This window comes from Biomaibacter acetigenes (assembly GCF_003691585.1).
Classification (GTDB): domain Bacteria; phylum Bacillota; class Thermosediminibacteria; order Thermosediminibacterales; family Tepidanaerobacteraceae; genus Biomaibacter; species Biomaibacter acetigenes.
Genome location: NZ_CP033169.1, coordinates 3,084,971 through 3,104,937 on the forward strand (window position 1 = coordinate 3,084,971; position 19,967 = coordinate 3,104,937).

Sequence of the window (19,967 nt, forward strand, 5' to 3'; positions counted from 1 at the left end):
CCTCCGCTAACTACTGATTCTGCCTGTCTTTCAGCCGTTTTCCAAGATAGGCTTCCTGAATCTGGGGGTCGTTCAAAAGATTTTTACTTGGCCCCTCTTTGATGACATTGCCCGTCTGAAGGACATATGCCCTGCTCGAAAGCATCAGCGCATGTTTGGCGTTCTGCTCAACGATCAAAATGCTTACGCCCATTTGGTTTATTTCGATAAACTTATTGAAAATTTCCTGCACCAGCAGCGGCGCTAGGCCCAAAGAAGGCTCGTCGAGCAAGAACAGCCTGGGTTTTGACATAAGCGCCCTTCCAATTGCAAGCATCTGTTGCTCGCCTCCCGAAAGAGTCGAGGCGATCTGGTTTCTTCTTTCATGAAGCCGTGGAAAGAGGTGGTAAACAGCCTCTACCTCTTTTTCGAAATCCTTCTTGTATTTCATCAAATAGCCGCCCATTATCAAATTCTCGTATACCGTAAGGTTGCCAAAAACCCTTCTGCCTTCCGGGCAAAGGGCTATGCCTTTTTTTAATACTTCATGGGATTTTTCCGGAAGCGGCTCCCCCTGATAGAGTATTTCACCGTCGGTTTTCTTTTTCAAGCCGGCGATGGTATTGAGAAGTGTTGTCTTGCCCGCTCCGTTGGCTCCGATGATCGCAACAATTTCGCCTTCTTTTACGTGCAGGTTCACCTTTTTTATGGCATGTATAGGGCCGTGAAACACATTCAGATCAGTTATTTTCAGTATCATCCTGCACTACCTCCCCAAGATAGGAACTGATAACTTCCGGTGAATTCTGTATTTCTTCCGGCGTGCCTTCCACTATTGTCTTCCCAAAATTTAGTACCAGAATCCTTTCGCAGATCCCCATGACTACTTCCATATGGTGTTCTATAAGAATTATTGTCAGATCAAAATCCTTTCTTATTTTCCCTATAAACTCCATTAACTCCAATGATTCATCGGGATTCATCCCCGCTGCCGGTTCGTCCAGAAGCAGGATGGACGGTTTCATTGCCAGAGCTCTGGCGATTTCCAGCTTTCTCTGAAAACCGTAAGGCAGCTTTCCTGCTTTTTCATTGATAAACTCGGATAACCCGACGATTTCCAGCAGTTTAAGAGCATTTTCTTTAATTTCTTTTTCCTGGGCTTTGTATTTTTGGTTTCTGAATATGGCCGATAGAATATCGTACCCTGCAAAAGTTTGATTGGCAATTTTTACATTTTGTAGGACACTTAGATTTTTAAAGAGCCTCAGGTTTTGAAAGGTCCGGGCAATGCCCAGTTTTGATATTTTAAAGGGTTCCATCCCTCCAATATCCTGACCCTTGAACTTTATAGTTCCTTTGGTGGGCTTATATATGCCCGTAATGAGGTTAAAAACCGTCGATTTACCGGCTCCGTTGGGTCCAATAATACCTATAAGTTCCCCCTCAGAAACATTAAGGTTCAAATTAGATACTGCGGTCAGGCCGCCAAATTCTTTGGTCACATTATTTATTTCCAGAATGGGCATTATTACTATTTTCCTCCTTTAACCTGAATCTGAAAACCTTTTTCAATCCCACAAAGCTTATTTCTTTTCCTCCCATAATGCCCTGAGGCCTGAGAACTATGGTACCTACGAGAACTAAACCGTAAAAAACCAGTCTCCACTGGAAAAGGGGCCTCAAAAGTTCTGGTACCCCCGTCAATATAATGCTGGCCAAAATTGATCCCGTCAGGCTTCCGAGACCTCCAAAGACCACTGCGGAAGCAACTTCTGTAGATTTAGCCATGTCAAACATTATAGGCTGCAGATAATTCATATAATGGGCAAAGAGCGACCCACCGATACCAGCATATACAGCAGAAATCACCAGGGATTTTTTCTTGAATGAAAAGGTATCGATGCCGCAGGCTTGAGCTGCGATTTCATCCTCCCTTATGGCCATAAAAGACCGGCCGTACCTTGACAAAATGATGTTCCTCATAACAACGACGGCCAGAAAAGCAACAGTTACGGCAATGAGAAGGGTGGTCTGGTAGGGAATACCCCCAAAGCCTCTCGCCCCTCCGGTTACCTTTCCTCCATTATCCAGCAATAATCTTATTGTCTCACCGAAACCCAAAGATGCAATAGCAAAATAGTCCCCCACAAGCTTTAGCGTGGCTGTGCCAATAAGCCATCCTGCCAACCCCGCAACGATAGCACCTGCGATTATCCCAACGAAAAACGGCACTCCTAATTTTGTGGTAATGAGAGCAGAGGTATATGCCCCTATGGCCATATACGCCGCATGCCCGAAGCTAAAAAGTCCTGTAAATCCCGTCAATAGTGACAAGCCAACCACAACCATGAGATTTATGCAAATTAAAATGATTATTCCTTCAAGGTATTGCATGCTCTTCTACTCCTTTAAACCTTATCTTGTTTTTGTATACCCATTAAACCGCTAGGTTTAATCAAAAGTACAAGAATTAATAAACAGAACACAAAAATATCCCTCATTGCCGATGATAAAAACCCGGTGATCAAAGCTTCTAACAGGCCGAGAAGTATGGAACCCAGCACAGCACCCTTGAGATTGCCAAGACCTCCGAATACAGCTGCAATATAGGCTTTATTCGTAATATAACCCAGCTGAGGATATACCGTATATTTGACACCTAAAAACTCTCCCGCCAACCCCGCAAGGATGCCGGCGATCAGAAATACTATACTGATTAACATGTTGGTATTTACACCCATCAAACCTACAACTTCAAGGTCAAAAGACGCTGCCCTTATGGCAATCCCCACTTTCGTCTTTTCAATTAAGTAACTTAACATCAGTAAAAATGCTATTGCCACCACCGCCGCATAAATGTCCATGACGCTTATGTTCAGCTTTCCCAGCTCAACAAAGGTCGTTTGCATTATTCTCGGATATGACCTGAATCTGGGGCCGATGGTGCAGATTATGAAGTTTTCAAAAAATATGGATATGCCCATTGAGGCAATTATAAAGTAAAGGGTCGGATTACCCCGATCCCGGATCGGCTTGTAAGCGATTTTTTCAATCAATACTGCCAAAATACCGCTCCCTAGCATTGCTATAAGCAGGCTCAAAGGGAAGGAAGAGGACAAGAGAATCAATATATAAAATCCCGTATAGGCCCCCATCAGCAGAAAACTGCTGTGCGCAAAGTTAGAAAACATCAGAATGCTGTAGATAAGCGAATACCCTATGGCTATGAGTGCGTATATGGAGCCTATGGATAAGCCGTTGATCAATTGTTGACTTATTCGTATCAGCAAAAACATTACCTCCACGTTAAAAGATTGGGTTTCCCGGCGAGAACTCCTGCCGGGAAACCACTGAATGCTCCGGAGTCCTAATCAGCTTAATCCTGGGGTGCAAATTTATCGACAAATACCGCTTTATTCCCTTCGAATTTCAAGATGATTCCGGCCTTGTTCTTTGGATCGTGGGTCTTGGGGTCAATAGTAATACTGGCATGTTTCAATTTCACGTCTTTGCTCTCTTCTATAGCATTTCGTATCGCTTCTCCATCGGCTTTCCCTGCTCTCTTTATTGCATCGGCAATAAAGTATACCATGTCATAGCCCATAGCTGCATTAACTTCCGGGGATTCATTAAACTTCTTTTCATATTTATCTTTAATTGGTGCTACGTCAGGGTCGTCCCAGGCAAAGTGCTGGATTACATAGTAATTGCCATCGAGTTCCTCACCGGCCATCTCAAAGAGACTGATGGAATACCCGGAGTCACCGGAGATCTTGACGATATCTCTCATACCAAGGTCTTTAGCCTGTTTTGCGATCAGTGCAATTTCTTTATAACCATTGGGCAGAACCAGGATATCCGCATTTTTCTGCTTTATTTCCGAAAGCTGCGCCCTGAAATCGACATCGCCGGTTCTGAAGCTGAGTTTTGAAACTACTTTTCCGCCCTTTTCTTCGAACCTCTTGACAAAGAAATCCGTCAAACCGCTGGAATAGTCATTGGTTACGTCATATAGAACGGCAGCGTTTTTCTTGCCCAATTTGTCGTAAGCGTAATCGGCAATAAGCTTGCCCTGATAGGGGTCCGTGAAGCATAGTCTGAAGGACCAGGGCTTTAGATTTCCGTTGTCATCTTGGGTGACACGGGGATTTGTAGCAAAGGATGCCACCTGAGGTACTTTAGCAGAAGCACATATGGGGCCTACTGCGATAGTTGGACCGCTCAGATTGCTGCCAAGCATGGCCACAACTTTGTCCTGCTGAACGGCTTTTTTAACGGCATTGACCGAATCGGCACTGTTTCCTCTGCCGTCATAAAACATTATATCAAGTTTCTTGCCCAGAACCCCGCCGGCTTCATTTATTTCTTCCTGTGCTATAATGGCACCGTTCTTCTCGGAAATTCCCCACAGGGCGCTGTCCCCCGTAACGTGGACTAGATATCCAACTTTTATGCTCTCGGCTTCTTTGTTGCCTCCGCCGCAGCCGGCTAAAAAGGCTGATATAACCAAAACGCCAATAACTATCAGGCTTATTTTTTTCATTTAGACCCTCCTCATATTAATTAAAAGGTTTGTAATCGATATCGAATCCGAAATATCTTGGTTCAAGCCTCTTGATGACTTTTTCTTCACGCAGAATGGGATCGCACGGGAGAGCAAAGGTTTGCATATAGGTTCCCACTTCTATTTCTTCGTTTCTTAGAGGTTTTACGTTTGCCGGATTGACGTTTGCAATAAGGTCTGGACTTGTTACAACGCTGTTCCCATCTACCCAGAATATATGATTTTCGTTTTTGAAGTATATTTCCGCTTTGTTCCCGATGAACTTTCTTGTACCTTCTATGGTATGAACTCCCTGATAATACCCCTCCTCGTCTTTCCAATCCTTTTTCACTACTCTTCCTTCAAAGACAAGTTTTCCTCCAAATTCCTTCAGTTTCTCCTCCAGGCTCACCCCCTTTTCTCTCACTTCTCTCAACGCCATGCCAATTTTCATGGCTTTGCTCATAGAACCTTTTACGAGTAACCGCTTTAGTTGTTTACCAGTTACCGGAAAGCCTGCCAGTCCCGTGGAGCCAAAAGCCACTTCGCTTAGATACTTACCAATTCTCTCTGCCAGTTCATTGCTAATGGCATCTTTTATGATGCATATGTTGCCATACTTGTCTACACTAGCGGCAGGCCAGAACTTTACATCTTCCATCATCAAACTTATCTGGAATATTTCCGGTATGGCCCTGCCTGCATAATCGCCGTCTACAATTGTTTTCCCAAGTCTCTTTGCTACAGCCATGGGGACAGGCATGTTTGAACCTCCTATTTCTAGAGGCACAAGCACATCTACTTTTTTACCCATGAAGTTTTCCCATTCCTGCACTGCATTTGCCAGGTTCAGGGGGTATTTTTTTTTCGTAAGTCCCAGTTCAACCATCTTTTTCTTTTTCTCTTCCGTAAGCGGTGCGGTTGACCCCATTAAGAAGGTGCAGATGGCTATGCTGTCGTCACTTAGGCTGTCTACATCCTTCCACTCTATGGAACCTGTTTCTTCAAGGATCCCAGCAAGAGCGGCAAACCCCTCTTCAGGGTTGCCTCCTCCCCCTACGCCCAGCAGAGTACATCCGTCTATGAAATCCCTGAGCTCTTCTTTGTTTTCTATCTTTGATACTGTCATTTCCCTTTTCCTCCTTAAATAGGTAGCTTTCTTATTTTGTCGATCGGCGGCATGAAGGTCTTTTTGCTGTGCCTAACATTGCAGCCGATGATAGCTTCCATAACTTTTACCGAAGCCCCAGCAGGATCTATCACCGGAACGTTGAGATTATTCATGATGAGCTTCTGACTAAGTCCTTTGGCGATGCCCCCAAACCCTGTGCACCCAAGGACGATTACATCCACTTCGTCTTTATATATCATCTGGCTTGCTTTTTCAAATAAAATATCGATGAGCCTGTCATTGTCCGTTAGGCCGAGCACCGGTATATTGACGCTGTCAATGGCCATGATCCGGCCCATGTTGATATAGGTCTGATTCTGTTTTCTTATGAGAGGCAGCAGATTAGGAAGTATGGTGATTATTCCTATCCTTCTACCCAAATTCAAAGCCAGGTTTACCGCTGCTTCTCCCGAACCAAGAATAGGAATGCTCACCGCTTCTCTAGCAGCATCAACTCCCGGATTTACGAAACAGTAACTTACTATACCGTCATATCCCTCCTTTTCCGCCTCTTCCGCGAGTTTTACAACAAAAGGAGCGCTGAAAACGAGATCATACTCGCTTTCAATAGAATCCACGCCCCACTCAAGATGTTTTGCTTTTATAATGGTATCAGGGGCAGCAAATTGTTTTAATATTTCCTCTTCCAAAAAGTCGGGCCGTTCGGTTATTATGGGCCGAATAAAAAGTATCCTCATCCAACTTCCCCCTTTCATTTTGCAATTGGTTAAAAATATTTAAACATATTTCAACATATCATAAAGCAAAATTTATGCCAAAATAAAGAGGCCAGATATACACAGTAGTCTGGCCTTTCAGTTACACTTTGTAATCATTATTTACATTACAGTGGAATAAAAGTTTACATTGGAATTAATGTTTACATACGAGTTATTTTATACAAATATATCATATTGCTTCATCTTTTTTATTACCGTTGTATGGGAAATTCCTAGGGCCCGGGCAATTTCCCGGGATGATTTGTATTTCTGGCACGCCCTTTTCAGGTATTCATTTTCGATTTTTTTCAACACCCGGGGAAGGTCCACCGGCAGCGAACATTCGTATTCGGAAGTTTCAGGCTTAACCCCTCCCGCCTGAATAGAATTCCTGCCAATCATAAGATGATCCACATCTATTTTATCCTTTGCCAGAAGTAAGGCCCTTTCTATGACATTCTGTAATTCCCTTACGTTTCCAGGCCAGTCATAGAACATCAGCTCGGTCAGAGCTTCTTTAGTCACCTCAAGATGGGATTTGCCAATATCTTTGCCGAGGGTTTTTATCATATGCCCTACCAGAGTCGGTATGTCTTCTCTTCTCTCCCGCAACGGAGGTATATAAATAGGAATGACGTTTAACCGATAATACAGGTCTTCCCTAAAGGTTTTTTCTTCTATCATTTTTTCCAGGTTTTTATTGGTGGCGCAAATTATTCTAGTATCTATGGGAATTTCCTGCTTACCGCCTATGCGCCTTACCTTTTGTTCTTGCAAAACCCTTAAAAGCTTGGCCTGCAGCCGCGTAGACAGGTCTCCTATTTCGTCGAGAAACAGGGTGCCGCCAGTAGCCATTTCGAATAGCCCCTGCTTCCCCGAAGTAACGGCCCCAGTAAAGGAACCCTTTTCATACCCGAAAATTCGCTTTCCAGCAGCGAGTCGGGCACAGCCGCACAATTGATCGCAACAAAGGGATATTTGCTTCTCCTGCTACTCATGTGAATTGCCCTTGCAAATAGTTCCTTACCGGTTCCACTCTCTCCGCGCAGCATTATTGTAGAATTACTGGGAGCAACGGATCTAGCTAGGGTTATGGCATTTTTAAGGGCCTGGCTTTGGCCAATTATATCTTCAAAATCAATCATAGAAGGCCCACTCACCGACTGGATCATTTGCCTTACCTCTTCCATTTTGTTTAGAATAATGAGTGCCCCAGTTATTGCCCCTTCTTCGTTTTTTATGATCCTCGTATTCATAAGCATGCTGATCCTCTTTTTTCCTTCAAACAGGTTTAATTCCACGTTGTTCCTATCGTGCAGATCTATATCCATATTGAACACACCGTACGGAATTATTTTATTTATATGCCTGTCAGTCGTATCGTAGGCATCCATATCAAACATCTCCTGGGCCTTTCTGTTGAAATAGGTTATGTTTCCTTTGCTGTCAACGGCTATTATCCCTTCGTTGATATTATTAATAACTGCATTAAGCTCCCTTTCTTTTTTTCATACCCCATAAGGTCTATTTCGATGACATCAGTCAATTCTTTAACCTGGCTTATCATGTAAGTTCTAAAATCCTGCCATGACCTTTTTTCGTCCCATTCTATGTTTATGCAAATAAACGGATTTACTTCCATCGTTACGATATTTATCCCATAGTTTACCAGAGCTTTGAGTACGTCGTATATCATGCCGATACGGTCTTCGGTCCCAACAAGTCTTATTCTCTTGCTCTTGGTCCGCTTCATTTTTACCATCCCCTATACTATTAAAATACAGGACTTGTTTTTTTTTATTTTTTATTATAACACATATCCCCTTAATTGTCCGTGTCAATATGTAGTAGGTAAGTTTTTTAAAAATAGACAGACGCCTCACGGCGTCTGCCCCTCAAGGAACCGGACGTGCGCAATTTACGCATCCGGCTCTTCACACAGCCATTTACATCATTGTGGCTGATAATCGTAGATATTAATTCCCTTGCCTACGCTTAGGCCTTAGGTTACCCATCGACCCCAAGGCTAGGTAATGGTGGCTGGCTAGGTCTTACCATGCAGATTTCTGCTATATGCTGTGCGCCTCGTGGCGCACGGAACCGTCTCCGTGTCTTGAGGGAATAGCTCTAGGAAACCGCAGTTTCCATCATTTTTGCCACATCAAGAGCTCTTTTCGCATCTTCAAGGGTCACATCAGGTTTAGATTTTTGCCCTTTCAAGGCATGGACAAGGTCTACGATACCTTGCCGCACGCAGGCTCTATACACTTCCCAACGATCCCGGTCCAGACGAAAAACATATTCCATTCGGGCTGTGGATTCAAATTGTTTACCCCTGCCCTGAAAAACGCTGCCTTCAGGGAACGTTTTTAACTCCCTTTTTTCCAGTCGGACATCGATTCCGGGCAAAAAAGTCCGGGCTTCATCTAAAATATCTCCCGTCAAAAACTCGTCCGTTTCCGGGGTAACCATGGCATCTACGGCCAGGGTTATGGGTATCCACCCTTCGGTCTTTGTGTAAGCTCTTTCGAATATCAGGGAAAAGATCGTGTTTTCAAAGGCCTCGGGCTTTGTAAACCCGTGATAGTAGCTTACTACAGCGCCTTTTGGATGAAAGGCGACCCCCGTCACTCTGTCTATAAAATTATGCCCCTCTCTCCCGTATTTTGAGCCCCGGGCTCCAAGCGGAGGGCCTATCAGCCAGTTTACCAGGTCAAAAAAATGTACCCCATGCTCCACCCAGATACCGCCGCTCTTTCATAGTCCCAGAACCAGTGCTGCGGCGGCAGAGTGTCATCATGGGCATAATTTTCAAGGTAAGCCCTTTCGGGAAGTCCAAAGGTGTCCTTTTCACAAAGTCTTTTCAGTATCAGGTACAGGGGGTTTCTTCGCATCACAAAATCTATGCTGGCCTGGAGGTTTTTTTTTCGGGCTAAATCCACCAATTCCTGCATATCTTTCGGTTCATAGCTCCGGGCTTTTCCAGAAATACGTGTTTGCCCGCCAATAGCGTCTTCCTGGCCAGGTGAACGTGCATAAATGGAGGTGTGGAAATAATGATGATATCCGTATCCAGGTCATTTATGAGGTCGTCGGCATTGTCATATATCTTTACGATATTAAATCTTTGCTTGAATTCTTCAGCCTTTTTTTTATCGATATCCGCTGCGGCGGTCACACATATCTCTTTGGCGTCCTGCAGTGATTCCAGAATCATTCCTGCAAACCACCAAGCCCAACAATCCCCGCATTTATTTTCATATCAATGCCCCCACTGTCATAAAACAAATAATATTAATTTTAGGTTATGTTAAAAATGCTGGTTTTATAAAAGAATCTTTGATTCTAAATCCTCGGGCACAGGGCCCGAGGTATTATATCGGTAGATTCTCTTGAAACTTTGTGCGGCATTCTGCCGCAGTCGTTTTAAAAAAGCACTGATTTAATAATCAGTGCCATGGATCCTGCGGAAATTTCATTATAACCTTTTTTAAAATCCTGAGTTCTTCCGGGGTATCGTCGTGGAACATTCCCTTTTTTAAGCCCTGAAGTTCCCTCATACCCTTCCGGGTGGTTATATTCATATCCTTTGTAATTCTAGAGACGGTCCTGTTCCTGGCTTCGGTTATGGAATCTATCAGGTTTGCGCCGTTCTTTATCTGGTTTTTAAATTCTTCGGTAAGGTAGTATGAAGCCATCTGGGTGAGGGGATTTCCGCATATTCCGCTTCTGGTGACTCCAAAGACTTCCGGCAATTTTTTGGCTATGCCCACTTCCACGGACCATTTCAATTCCTCAGTCTCTCTGCGCATACTCTCCCTCAGGGTTTTTGGAGTGCATATGGCGTAGTTTTTAAAGACCGGATGATGGCATGCTCCACAGTGTGGGCTTTTTCGGGTTCAATTTCACCGTTTAAGCGTCCCACTATAGCCACTTCCTTGCCGGTTTCGTATTCAAAGCCGTATATGGTTATCTCTATATTTTTCCTGTCGGAATCAAAGGTGGTATATCCTCCCCTTGGATGCCAGCCCGCCCCGCAAATAATGGGGTATCCCTCATTCCTCATCTTCTGGAAATCAAGCTTTTCTATTCCAACAGCCATGAGGCCCTTTTCTGTAAAGTCGAAATTTCTGGCCTTACAACTTTCCCTGCCTATGACTCTGGCAAAAAGCCCGGTACCATTCCCTCCGGGCAAGGTATCCTTCCATATATCTTCAATCCTGGCCAATACGCCAACGGGATAAAGGCCATTATCTTCGGAAGAAATGGGAAATATGAATATCTCTCCTCCAACTCCGGCATTTAGAATCATCCTGGAAAAATAGGGATCGAGAAACACACCCTGCAAAATGCCTCCATCCGGGCGGGGAAGCACACCATTTACAATTGGAAGAGCAAATACGTTCAAAGTTCTACCTCCTCTTTAAGATGTGGGATGCGGGATGTGCGAAGTGTGAAGTAGAATGGTAGAAACGGAGCGAAAAACCGCCGCAACAACCCCTTGCAGCCCTTAGTTACTGCAGTTGACCAATACCTGCAAAAAATTTGGTCAGTATATGTTTTATTTGTCTGGGGTCTTTTTCTTCCTGGATTGCCCTTTTTACCGGAGCGGAATGAGGGAGACCTTTGAGATACCACGCCAGATGTTTTCTCATTTCGAGCACCCCCATGCGCTCCCCGTGAAATTCCACTGCCCTGTCCAGGTGAAGCAGCATTGTTTCAAGCCTTTCCTTCATTTCCGGAGGCGGTAGCTGCTTACCGGTTTTAAGAAAAAATTTTATCTCTCTGAAAATCCAGGGATTCCCAAGGGCTCCCCGGCCTATCATAATGCCGTCGCACACGGTTTTTTCCAGCATAGCTTTAGCGTCTTGCGGGGAAAAAACATCTCCGTTTCCGATGACCGGAATACCGACAGCCTGCTTTACCTTTTTTATGATATCCCAGTCAGCTTTGCCGGAATAAAAACTCTCCCTGGTCCTGGCGTGCACTATGATTTGCGATGCCCCGCTTTTTTCGGCCATGATCGAAAACTCCACGGCATTGATGCTGTTTTCATCCCATCCCTTGCGGATTTTAATGTTTACCGGCTTTTTGGAAGCTCTTACGGTATATTCTATGATTTTTGCAGCCAGGTCCGGAACTTTCATCAGGGCGCAGCCGTCGCCATTTTTAACTATTTTGGGTGTGGGGCATCCCATGTTGATGTTTATGAAATCAAAGGTCAAGTCCTGAATTTTTTTTACCGCATGAGAGAAAAATTCGGGGTCGTTCCCGAAAAGCTGAACACCGATAGGGTGTTCATCTTCTCCTATCTCCAGGAGTTTATGGGTTTTCTGGTCATTATAAAATAAGCCCCGGGTGCTTATCATCTCGGTAATAAGAATATCCGCCCCCATCTCCTTGCAGATCATTCTGAAAGGCCTGTCGGTGATGCCGGCCATGGGAGCGAGGAACAGCGGGATGTCAGGCATAAATTCATTCAAATTTGATACAACCTCCCGAAATGATTGATGTGAAAAGTCGCTTTAGGTGGTCGTGACGGCCTGGCACCTGACCCTTCAGAGGTCGGAGGCCGGAAGTCAGAAGTCGGATCGGGATCAATCTATTAATTTTAGAGGGAAAACCTAAAGTTTTCCCTCTGTCGTTTCATCATTTTTTTCGTAGAGCAGTCGAAGACCATCCAGTGTGAGCATTATGTCAACTTCATCTATGGTCCTGGTTTCGCTGCATATAAGGGGCGCAAGGCCTCCGGTGGCCACGGTGAAAATTCTCCCACCGCCCATTTCCCGTTTCATCCTCTCAACTATGTTATCCACCAGGCCCACATAACCGTAGAATATTCCTGCCTGCATGCTGGCAGCGGTGTTCCTTCCGATAATTTTATCGGGCCTGGCTATCTCCACCCGGTAAAGCCGGGCAGCGCTCTTGAACAGCGCCTCGGTGGAAATGCCTATCCCCGGGGCGATGGCTCCCCCAAGGTAATCCAGCCCCGCCGTCACGGCATCGAAGGTGGTGGCGGTTCCAAAATCCACTATTATGACAGGCCCTCCGTATTTATAATATGCCGCTACAGCGTTTACTATTCGGTCTGCCCCCACTTCCCGGGGATTCTCATATTTTATGTTGATGCCGGTTTTTATCCCCGGCCCCACCACCAGTGCTTTTATGGAAAAGTATCTGGCGCACATCCTCTCCAGGACCGGAGTTATGGTGGGCACCACCGAAGAGATAATGGCGCCGTTTATTTTCTGAAGCTCGATACCCGCATCCCTCAAAAGAGATTTGAGCATTATGCCGTATTCATCTTCGGTTTGCTCACGGTGGGTGGCCATCCTCCAGGAGGCCACCAGGTCCTTGCCATCGTATATTCCAAATACTATATTGGTATTGCCCACATCAACTGCCAACAGCATGAACTCACCTTCTAAACTTTCTGCAAGTCTTAGACACGATGACCGTAATTGCCACGGCCACCACGATTTCGGGAATACCGTGGGTGAGCGCCACACCCCAGGCCACAGGCCCGGTCAGGTATCCCCTTAGCACGGCAAGCCCCAGAACTCCCGCAGTGTTGGTAATGGTGCCGAATGCCGCCGCCAGGGCATCACTTTTAGTCAACCGGTAAACACCATATGCCACAACACCTATGAAGATTCTCGGCAAAATGGCAATCAGGGGGTCCGCAAATAGTGCGCTCCCCGCCTGCATGAAGCTGTAAAGGCCGAATATGAGACCCGTAAGGGCTCCCACTACCGGTCCCTCCAGCACACCGCCGAGAATGGCCGGGACATGCATGATGGTTGCATGGCCTGCTGCTGTGGGCACGGGTATAAATCCCAGGGGTGTCATGCCGAGCACCACAGAAACCGCTCCCAGCAGGCCCGCCACCGTCAGGGTCCTGGTTTGCCATCTCCTTCCGATAGCTGACTCCGTCTTCATTTTTTCACCTCCGTTCCAGCTCGTTAAAACGATGCCGGACGATTTTGGGTATAACCCATAATTATTTTATCAGTATGGGGTGTAAAAAGCAATATATAAAGTTTTATAAAAAAGCCCGGAAATATATCCGGACATTGGATTTATGTTATATGCCCTCCATTATGGCTTTTTGCCTCAAGTTGAAAAGCATTTCTTCCATGTAACTCAAGAATTCATTGATAGCCTCGTCCCTCAAGCTGTAAAATACATACTTGCCTTTCTGGCGGCTTTTCAGTATGCCGCTTTCCTTCAGTGTCCTGAGATGGCCGGAGATGTTCGCCTGAGAACTACCCAATTCTGCTACCAGCTGAGTCACGGTCTTTTCTTGTTCTTTTAAGGCATTGATGATCCTCAACCTGGTCCTGTCGGCCAGGCCCTGCAAAAACTGAACCTGGTATTCCGATATATTCTTTAATGTCAAAATTCCCCCTCCTCATTTTATGTCCAGCGCTTGTTTTTGTTCCGAGTGTTTTTCCTCCCATATCCTGTCGGCAATGTCCGCCCAGCTGTCGGCATAGGGTGTAAGCTTCTCGGCAAACTCCTCCGCGGTTTCATCGGCATGAAGCTGGGTAGGATAGGCTCCACTCTCCTCTACCATTTCTTTGAGCATTTCCGGATTATCGATAATGGGACAGGGCCGCCTTAAATTCTGGTTGAAGGGCTGCCTCTTTTGATATGCCCTCATCAGAGGAGAACCCAGGGCTTCTTGCAGAGATACATTCTTTATGTTACAGGTGGCGTAATGGACAAAGGCACAGGGCTCTACATCTCCCCGGGCATTTATATGCAGGTATCTTCTGCCTCCGGCTATACATCCATTGGAGGCTTCCCCATCGTTCCAGAAATCCATTATGAACACAGGCTTGGTTCTGCGGTACTCCAGAATCCTTTCGTACATGTAAGCCCTCTGCTCCGGTGTGGCCATCATGGAAATATCCACATCCTTACCTATAGGTATATAGGTAAAATACCACGCGAAGGTTACACCCTTATCTACCAGCATATCCACAAACTCCTCGCTGGCCAGTTCTTCAGTATTATTTCTGGAATATGTGGTAGAAACGCCGTATATGAGGCCTGCCTTTCTCATCCTGTCCATGGCGTCCATGACCTTTTTAAAAACGCCCCGGCCGCGGCGGGCATCGGTGGTTTGTTCAAATCCTTCTATGCTGAAAGCCAGCGTTATGTTTCCTACCCGTTTCATCTCCCCGATAAATTCGTCATCCACGAGAGTGCCGTTGGTAAAAAGGTGAAACACCTGGGAATTGTGTTTTTCGGCTAATTTTATTATATCATTTTTTCTAACAAGAGGTTCCCCTCCGGACACCACTATGAAATATATACCCAATTCTTCCGCTTCTGTCAATACCCTGTCAAGAGTGTCAAAATCCAACTCTTCCTTCCTCTGATAATCTCCTGCCCAGCACCCGGTGCAGCTCAAATTGCACCTTTCGGTAGGGTCAATGAGAATGGCAAAGGGCACGGAATAACCCAGCTTTTGGGCCATCTCCTGCTGTTTGGGAACCCCAAGAAAGTTTGCGTTTAAAAAGAAGTTGACCGCAAACTTTTCCCTGACATGTGGGTCAATTTCAGTAAACAGCCTGTCAGCGAGCCGATACCAATTGGTATCCTTGTTTCTTAAAAACTCCTTCACACTTTGAACATCGGCTCTTTGATGCGGCGCCATGGGTAATTTTTCTACCCACTCCAGAATCCTATCCATGTTGTCCATGGGCCTTTTTACTATAAATTTCAACCCCTGTTCAATAACCTTTTCCCCAAGGTATGTATGAGCCAGGTCCATTATAATAACCTCCTTTAATTATCGTATCGTCATATGACGATACGTCTATTTATATTATACTACTCGTACAATTTTTGTCAAATTTATATATAATGGGGCATTTTGAGTGTAAGTTCCTTTGTTTAACATTATATGAACGGCTGTCTTTTTTTAGAAGTATCCGGTCAGTAATGTATCAATTCAGCAATAATTTTGCACCGATAGATAAAAACACGAGACCCAGGAACTTCAACCATGTGAAGGGGATCTTTTCGAGCCCAAAAAATCCAAAGTGGTCTACCAGACATGCCGTGAGCACCTGGCCCACGATGATGGCAGTAGTGGCCACTGCCACTCCGAGTTTGGGAATGCTTACCACCACACCATAAGTGATCAGGACTCCGATAAAACCCCCCAGGTAATAATACCAGGGCACCTGGGAATAATTGCCCCAGTTTCCATGACTGATACCCAGGATTAAAATAATCAGTATGACAACCGTAGCGGAAAAATGCACCACAAAAGTGGCTTCAGAAAGGCCTATAGCCTTGCTTAACGCAGAATTCATGGAGCCCTGGGTCGCCATGGCTACCCCTGCCATAAATGCTACCAAAAGAAAAAAAATGTCCTTCGTAATAGACAATAATATCACCCCATATTATGTTCTCTCATAATGTTATCTCATATACTTTGAGGCATTCCATAAATAAAAAAAGCTGCCGATGATTTCAGCAGCTTTTTCACCAGGTAGTATCTGGCCGGCTATTTGGTTAACACAGTGGTTTTCCCGGCGAGCAACTTGTGCAGCACCGGTCATATACTGGATGTCATAGGTGAGAAACTAAATCACACTTCAAACCTCCCACCTCACACTTCCCATTATGCGCTGGCGAATACTTCCAGAAACTCTTCTTCATCCAGCTTTTCGCGTTCCAGCAAGGCCTGGGCCACTTTGTGAAGTTTGTTAACATTTTCCGAAAGCAAAGTTTTTGCCTTAATGTAACATTTATCTATGATATTTCTTACTTCTTTGTCGATGGATGCGGCCACCTCTTCGCTGTAGTTTCTGCCGCGGGTGAGGTCCCGGCCCAGGAAAACCTCTTCCTGCTTGTGGCCCAGGGTCATGGGACCAAGATTTTCGCTCATACCGTATTCCATGACCATCCTGCGGGCGATTTCCGTGGCCCTCTCCAGGTCATTCTGAGCCCCGGTGCTGACCTCATTGAGCACCAGTTCCTCCGAGGCCCTGCCTCCTAACAGGTGGGTCACCTGGTCCATCAGTTCGCTCTTGCCCATAAAGAAGCGGTCCTCTTTGGGAAGGATCATGGTATACCCGCCTGCCCTTCCCCTGGGCACAATGGAAACCTCATGCACCGGGTCCACGTGGGGCAAAAGCTGCGCCACCACCGCGTGCCCTGCCTCATGGTAAGCCACCAGCCTGCGCTCTCGGTCGGTCATGATGCGGCTCTTCTTCTCGGGGCCGGCTATTACACGGGTAATGGCTTCTTCCAGCTCGGGCATATCTATCTTTTTCTTGTTGCGACGGGCCGAAAGCAGTGCCGCCTCATTCATAAGATTTTCAAGGTCAGCTCCCGTAAAACCCGGGGTCCTTCTGGCCAGCACCGAAAGATCGACGTTTTCGTTAAGAGGCTTATTCCGGGCGTGAACCTTGAGAATTTCCTCGCGCCCCTTGACATCGGGCCGGTCCACCACTACTTCCCGGTCAAACCTGCCGGGGCGCAGCAGCGCCGGGTCCAGGATGTCCGGCCTGTTGGTGGCGGCCAGAATTATAATTCCCTCATTTACTCCAAAACCATCCATTTCCACCAGCAGCTGGTTTAATGTTTGCTCCCTCTCATCGTGCCCGCCTCCAAGGCCTGCTCCCCTCTGCCTGCCAACGGCATCTATCTCATCGATAAATACGATGCAGGGAGCGTTCTTTTTGGCCTGTTCAAAAAGATCTCTCACCCTGGCGGCCCCAACGCCTACAAACATTTCCACAAAGTCGGAACCGCTTATGCTGAAAAAGGGAACTCCGGCTTCACCGGCTACAGCCCTGGCCAGCAGGGTTTTCCCGGTGCCGGGAGGACCTATTAAAAGCACTCCTTTTGGTATTCTGGCCCCAATCTCTATGAATTTTTTGGGGTGTTTTAAAAATTCCACAACCTCTTCCAGTTCCTCTTTTGCCTCATCCACTCCGGCCACATCCTTGAAAGTTACACGCCTCTTATCATCGGTGTGGAGTTTAGCCCGGCTGCGGCCGAAGGACATGACCCGGCTGCCTCCACCCTGACTCTGCTGCATGAAAAAATACCATACGACGATAAAAAGCAGCACCAGGAATACCGATGGCAGGATTGAAGACCACCACGGCGTCTGAGGCCTTGGCTCGGCATCAAAGGTCAGTTCACCCTTATCCACCTTGGGCTGTATCTTTTCGATGAAAAGCGGCCCAGCCACTTCGGGAACATAGCTTACAAAGTTTCTTCCATCTTTCAAAGTGCCGCTTATATTATTATCGACCATTTTAATATTTTTGACCTGGTTTTTATCTATCAGCTGGATAAGTTCCGTATAGTTTATGCGCACCTGTGTGGTATCCTGGTTGGAATACCATTGCACCAGCGAAAGTATCAGGATAAATATCAATAGATAAAAACTTATGCTTCTAAAAAAATTGTTCAAAAATTTTCCTCCCTTCCAGGAATATATCCCCACGATATTTTAACATATATATATTCTTTTTACAATTTCAAAATGCCCGTGGTTCATATGCTTTATAATCATTGGTAAATCTCGGGTTTCAAAACGCAAATATACGGCAGATTCCTGTATTTCTCGCCGTAATCCAGGCCGTATCCCACCACAAAATAGTCCGGAATTTCAAAGCCCAGGTAATCTACCTTAATATCTGCCTTTCGTCGGCTGGGTTTGTCCAGCAGCGTACATATTTTAATGCTGGCAGGCTTGCGGGATTTGAGTATATTATACATGTAACTTAGAGTCAGCCCCGAGTCTATAATGTCCTCCACTATCAGAAGGTTTTTGCCTTCTACATTCTCCTCCAGGTCCTTCAAAATCCTGACCACACCAGAAGATTCCGTAGAGGCTCCATAGCTGGATATGGCCATAAAGTCCACCTGCAGAGGCAGGTCTATATGGCGGATAAGGTCTGACATGAATATAATGGCGCCCTTTAACACTCCCACCAGCAAAAAATTGTCCTTATCCCTGTAATCCTCGGTGATCCTTTTCCCCAGTTCTTTCAACCTGTTCCGGATTTGTTCTTCGGATATCAATATTTTTTCTATATCGTTTTGCATTTAATCCTCCTGCCTCTCCATTTTTAATATTAAAACGGTCCCGGTATCTTCGGTTATTTTAAACCTGTCATCGATTCTCATGCCTCCGACCCAGATTATATTCCCGCCTGCTGTTACCAGAGGCACTTTATCCCTCTCTTTTTTAGGCACCTTTTCATCGGTGAAAAAATCCTGAAGTTTTTTTAAATGGCCTCCAAGGGGAACAAAACGGTCGCCGGGACGGCGGTTTCTAACAATTAAATTTCCTTTTATTTTATCATAATCCAATTGGGCTATCAAGGGATTGGTTCTTATTATCATCAACCCTCTCCGGGGCTTGACCCAGGCCTGGATGGAGACTTCCGCCTCTTTTATTTCCACCCGGCCGGGCACAAAAAGTTCATATAAATAATCCCCATTTTCCCTGAAGTTTTTCAATGATATATAAAAACAATCATACTGCTTTTCTCCCTGAAGGTTTTTTGGCAGGTCTATGACACTGCCTGCCGTGGAATTTTTTATGAAATCTACCAGCATGGCGGTGTGCCTGAATTCAAAATCCTTGACATCTCCGGCCAGTTCCTCTACCGCTTTTCTTACCAGTCTCCGCTTTATGGCATCATGCATAGGCAGGAATTTTTTTAAATCAACTTTAATCCTTCCCTGGCTGCAGGTGACCGCCTGCCGCCACGCCGCGGAGGTTTGCTCTTCCAGAAATGACAGGTCACATCTGGTAATTTCAGACAACCGCCTGAGGGACGCCCCAAAATGGGGGACATATTTCTGCTCTATCAGGGGTATGAGCTCCAGCCTGAGCCTGTTCCTGAAATAATCAGCCTTGAGGTTGGTGCTGTCAATCCTGTAATCAATGCTTTCCAGCTTCAAATACTCTTCGATCTCCCGCCTCGAAACCTCCAGTAAAGGCCTGATATAAAAATCCCGCACCGGCTCAATACCCAGCAGGCCTTCTATGCCGGTCCCCCTCATTATATTCATCAAAACCGTTTCCTCATGGTCATTCCTGTTATGCCCCAGAGCCACCTTGTTTGCCCCGGTTTTTTCTCTTGCCCTTTCAAAAAACGCATACCTTGCGCGCCGGGCGGCATCTTCCGGCGAAAGGCCGGTCCTGCGGATATATTCAGGGACATCTACTTCCTCCCTGTAGAGGGGAACGTCCCATTCCCGGCATAAAGCCTCAACAAAAAGCGCATCCTCCCGGGATTCCCTGCCCCTGAACATGTGGTCAAGATGGGCTGCCGACAGCTTGATGCCAAGCTCTTCCCTGCACGCCCGCAAAAGGTGCAAAAGGCACACAGAATCGGGGCCGCCGGAAACCCCGGCCATTATTTCATCGCCTTTTTGAATCATATGGTATTTTGCGATGGTTTCGAGAAATTTTTGCTTAACATCCATAAACCTATACCGCTTTCAAAAAAAATCTTTAGCCGTCACCAACCACCGAAAGCACTTTTTAAACCGGAATCAATCATAA

At 45.8% G+C, this 19,967-nt stretch carries 23 protein-coding genes and 1 pseudogene; all 24 read right to left on the reverse strand.

Going from position 1 to position 19,967, the window contains the following annotated elements; genetic code table 11:
- Positions 1–10: 10 nt before the first annotated feature.
- The 24 genes and pseudogenes from D2962_RS15755 to tilS all read right to left on the reverse strand — a co-directional run bounded on the left by D2962_RS15755 (position 11) and on the right by tilS (position 19,888).
- Positions 11–739, reverse strand: a complete 729-nt coding sequence (locus tag D2962_RS15755; RefSeq protein ID WP_122015539.1) for an ABC transporter ATP-binding protein — start codon at positions 737–739, stop codon at positions 11–13.
- A complete protein-coding gene (locus tag D2962_RS15760; RefSeq protein WP_122015540.1) occupies positions 720–1,505 on the reverse strand; it encodes an ABC transporter ATP-binding protein in 786 nt (261 codons plus the stop codon). Before D2962_RS15760 ends, D2962_RS15755 begins: the two co-directional genes overlap by 20 nt.
- Positions 1,483–2,373, reverse strand: a complete 891-nt coding sequence (locus D2962_RS15765; RefSeq protein WP_122015541.1) for a branched-chain amino acid ABC transporter permease — start codon at positions 2,371–2,373, stop codon at positions 1,483–1,485. The genes D2962_RS15760 and D2962_RS15765 overlap by 23 nt, the downstream gene beginning before the upstream one ends.
- 14 nt (positions 2,374–2,387) lie before the next feature.
- A complete protein-coding gene (locus D2962_RS15770; protein WP_425456632.1) occupies positions 2,388–3,266 on the reverse strand; it encodes a branched-chain amino acid ABC transporter permease in 879 nt (292 codons plus the stop codon).
- 89 nt (positions 3,267–3,355) lie between these two features.
- Positions 3,356–4,522: an ABC transporter substrate-binding protein gene (locus tag D2962_RS15775; protein WP_122015543.1), complete on the reverse strand. Its 1,167-nt coding sequence runs from the start codon at positions 4,520–4,522 to the stop codon at positions 3,356–3,358.
- A 16-nt stretch (positions 4,523–4,538) separates the two neighbouring features.
- Positions 4,539–5,651, reverse strand: a complete 1,113-nt coding sequence (locus D2962_RS15780) for an S-methyl thiohydantoin desulfurase family protein (protein ID WP_122015544.1) — start codon at positions 5,649–5,651, stop codon at positions 4,539–4,541.
- Positions 5,652–5,665: 14 nt separating this feature from the next.
- Positions 5,666–6,391, reverse strand: a complete 726-nt coding sequence (locus D2962_RS15785; RefSeq protein WP_162991259.1) for an aspartate/glutamate racemase family protein — start codon at positions 6,389–6,391, stop codon at positions 5,666–5,668.
- A 198-nt stretch (positions 6,392–6,589) separates the two neighbouring features.
- Positions 6,590–7,096, reverse strand: a complete 507-nt coding sequence (locus tag D2962_RS18895) for an AAA-type ATPase lid domain-containing protein (protein ID WP_425456634.1) — start codon at positions 7,094–7,096, stop codon at positions 6,590–6,592.
- Positions 7,082–7,893 (reverse strand): annotated as a pseudogene (locus D2962_RS18900) (sigma 54-interacting transcriptional regulator); the annotation flags it as partial. The gene D2962_RS18895 and the pseudogene D2962_RS18900, both read right to left, overlap by 15 nt.
- Complete coding sequence (locus D2962_RS18905; protein WP_245984759.1) at positions 7,869–8,165, reverse strand: hypothetical protein; 297 nt, start codon at positions 8,163–8,165, stop codon at positions 7,869–7,871. The pseudogene D2962_RS18900 and the gene D2962_RS18905, both read right to left, overlap by 25 nt.
- A 374-nt stretch (positions 8,166–8,539) precedes the next feature.
- Complete coding sequence (locus D2962_RS15795; RefSeq protein ID WP_162991260.1) at positions 8,540–9,151, reverse strand: Gfo/Idh/MocA family oxidoreductase; 612 nt, start codon at positions 9,149–9,151, stop codon at positions 8,540–8,542.
- Entirely contained in the window at positions 9,118–9,354 is a 237-nt protein-coding gene (locus tag D2962_RS15800; protein WP_122015547.1) for a hypothetical protein, read from the reverse strand. Before D2962_RS15800 ends, D2962_RS15795 begins: the two co-directional genes overlap by 34 nt.
- Positions 9,345–9,629, reverse strand: coding sequence for a Gfo/Idh/MocA family protein (locus tag D2962_RS15805; protein WP_122015548.1), 285 nt, complete (start codon positions 9,627–9,629; stop codon positions 9,345–9,347). Before D2962_RS15805 ends, D2962_RS15800 begins: the two co-directional genes overlap by 10 nt.
- A 232-nt stretch (positions 9,630–9,861) precedes the next feature.
- Entirely contained in the window at positions 9,862–10,224 is a 363-nt protein-coding gene (locus tag D2962_RS18910) for a hypothetical protein (RefSeq protein WP_245984760.1), read from the reverse strand.
- 8 nt (positions 10,225–10,232) lie between these two features.
- Positions 10,233–10,820, reverse strand: a complete 588-nt coding sequence (locus tag D2962_RS18915) for a hypothetical protein (protein WP_245984762.1) — start codon at positions 10,818–10,820, stop codon at positions 10,233–10,235.
- A gap of 106 nt (positions 10,821–10,926) precedes the next feature.
- Positions 10,927–11,883: a tRNA dihydrouridine synthase DusB gene (gene dusB / locus D2962_RS15815; protein ID WP_122015823.1), complete on the reverse strand. Its 957-nt coding sequence runs from the start codon at positions 11,881–11,883 to the stop codon at positions 10,927–10,929.
- A gap of 153 nt (positions 11,884–12,036) precedes the next feature.
- Entirely contained in the window at positions 12,037–12,825 is a 789-nt protein-coding gene (locus D2962_RS15820) for a type III pantothenate kinase (RefSeq protein ID WP_122015549.1), read from the reverse strand.
- Between the two features lie 4 nt (positions 12,826–12,829).
- Positions 12,830–13,351 (reverse strand): ECF transporter S component, encoded by a 522-nt coding sequence (locus D2962_RS15825; protein WP_120767329.1) that lies wholly within the window; start codon positions 13,349–13,351, stop codon positions 12,830–12,832.
- A 145-nt stretch (positions 13,352–13,496) separates the two neighbouring features.
- Entirely contained in the window at positions 13,497–13,811 is a 315-nt protein-coding gene (locus D2962_RS15830) for an ArsR/SmtB family transcription factor (RefSeq protein ID WP_120767330.1), read from the reverse strand.
- A gap of 12 nt (positions 13,812–13,823) precedes the next feature.
- A complete protein-coding gene (locus D2962_RS15835; RefSeq protein WP_120767331.1) occupies positions 13,824–15,194 on the reverse strand; it encodes a radical SAM/SPASM domain-containing protein in 1,371 nt (456 codons plus the stop codon).
- Between the two features lie 175 nt (positions 15,195–15,369).
- Entirely contained in the window at positions 15,370–15,774 is a 405-nt protein-coding gene (locus tag D2962_RS15840) for a DMT family transporter (RefSeq protein WP_425456635.1), read from the reverse strand.
- Between the two features lie 278 nt (positions 15,775–16,052).
- Positions 16,053–17,858, reverse strand: a complete 1,806-nt coding sequence (gene ftsH, locus D2962_RS15845) for an ATP-dependent zinc metalloprotease FtsH (protein WP_120767333.1) — start codon at positions 17,856–17,858, stop codon at positions 16,053–16,055.
- Between the two features lie 98 nt (positions 17,859–17,956).
- On the reverse strand, positions 17,957–18,496 hold the full coding sequence (gene hpt / locus D2962_RS15850) for a hypoxanthine phosphoribosyltransferase (protein WP_120767334.1): 540 nt from the start codon (positions 18,494–18,496) through the stop codon (positions 17,957–17,959).
- Positions 18,497–19,888 (reverse strand): tRNA lysidine(34) synthetase TilS, encoded by a 1,392-nt coding sequence (gene tilS / locus D2962_RS15855; RefSeq protein WP_122015551.1) that lies wholly within the window; start codon positions 19,886–19,888, stop codon positions 18,497–18,499.
- Positions 19,889–19,967: the final 79 nt, after the last annotated feature.

Coding starts and splice junctions, on each gene's coding strand:
- D2962_RS15780 (WP_122015544.1), bottom strand. CDS start 5,651: ATGACAGTATCAAAGATAGAAAACAAAGAAGAGCTCAGGGATTTCATA.
- D2962_RS18910 (WP_245984760.1), bottom strand. CDS start 10,224: ATGCGCAGAGAGACTGAGGAATTGAAATGGTCCGTGGAAGTGGGCATA.
- D2962_RS15785 (WP_162991259.1), bottom strand. CDS start 6,391: ATGAGGATACTTTTTATTCGGCCCATAATAACCGAACGGCCCGACTTT.
- D2962_RS15840 (WP_425456635.1), bottom strand. CDS start 15,774: ATGGCAGGGGTAGCCATGGCGACCCAGGGCTCCATGAATTCTGCGTTA.
- tilS (WP_122015551.1), bottom strand. CDS start 19,888: ATGGATGTTAAGCAAAAATTTCTCGAAACCATCGCAAAATACCATATG.
- D2962_RS15820 (WP_122015549.1), bottom strand. CDS start 12,825: ATGCTGTTGGCAGTTGATGTGGGCAATACCAATATAGTATTTGGAATA.
- hpt (WP_120767334.1), bottom strand. CDS start 18,496: ATGCAAAACGATATAGAAAAAATATTGATATCCGAAGAACAAATCCGG.
- D2962_RS15825 (WP_120767329.1), bottom strand. CDS start 13,351: ATGAAGACGGAGTCAGCTATCGGAAGGAGATGGCAAACCAGGACCCTG.
- D2962_RS15760 (WP_122015540.1), bottom strand. CDS start 1,505: ATGCCCATTCTGGAAATAAATAATGTGACCAAAGAATTTGGCGGCCTG.
- D2962_RS15835 (WP_120767331.1), bottom strand. CDS start 15,194: ATGGACCTGGCTCATACATACCTTGGGGAAAAGGTTATTGAACAGGGG.
- D2962_RS15775 (WP_122015543.1), bottom strand. CDS start 4,522: ATGAAAAAAATAAGCCTGATAGTTATTGGCGTTTTGGTTATATCAGCC.
- D2962_RS15805 (WP_122015548.1), bottom strand. CDS start 9,629: ATGATTCTGGAATCACTGCAGGACGCCAAAGAGATATGTGTGACCGCC.
- D2962_RS18905 (WP_245984759.1), bottom strand. CDS start 8,165: ATGAAGCGGACCAAGAGCAAGAGAATAAGACTTGTTGGGACCGAAGAC.
- dusB (WP_122015823.1), bottom strand. CDS start 11,883: ATGCCTGACATCCCGCTGTTCCTCGCTCCCATGGCCGGCATCACCGAC.
- D2962_RS18895 (WP_425456634.1), bottom strand. CDS start 7,096: ATGATAGAAGAAAAAACCTTTAGGGAAGACCTGTATTATCGGTTAAAC.
- D2962_RS15765 (WP_122015541.1), bottom strand. CDS start 2,373: ATGCAATACCTTGAAGGAATAATCATTTTAATTTGCATAAATCTCATG.
- D2962_RS15755 (WP_122015539.1), bottom strand. CDS start 739: ATGATACTGAAAATAACTGATCTGAATGTGTTTCACGGCCCTATACAT.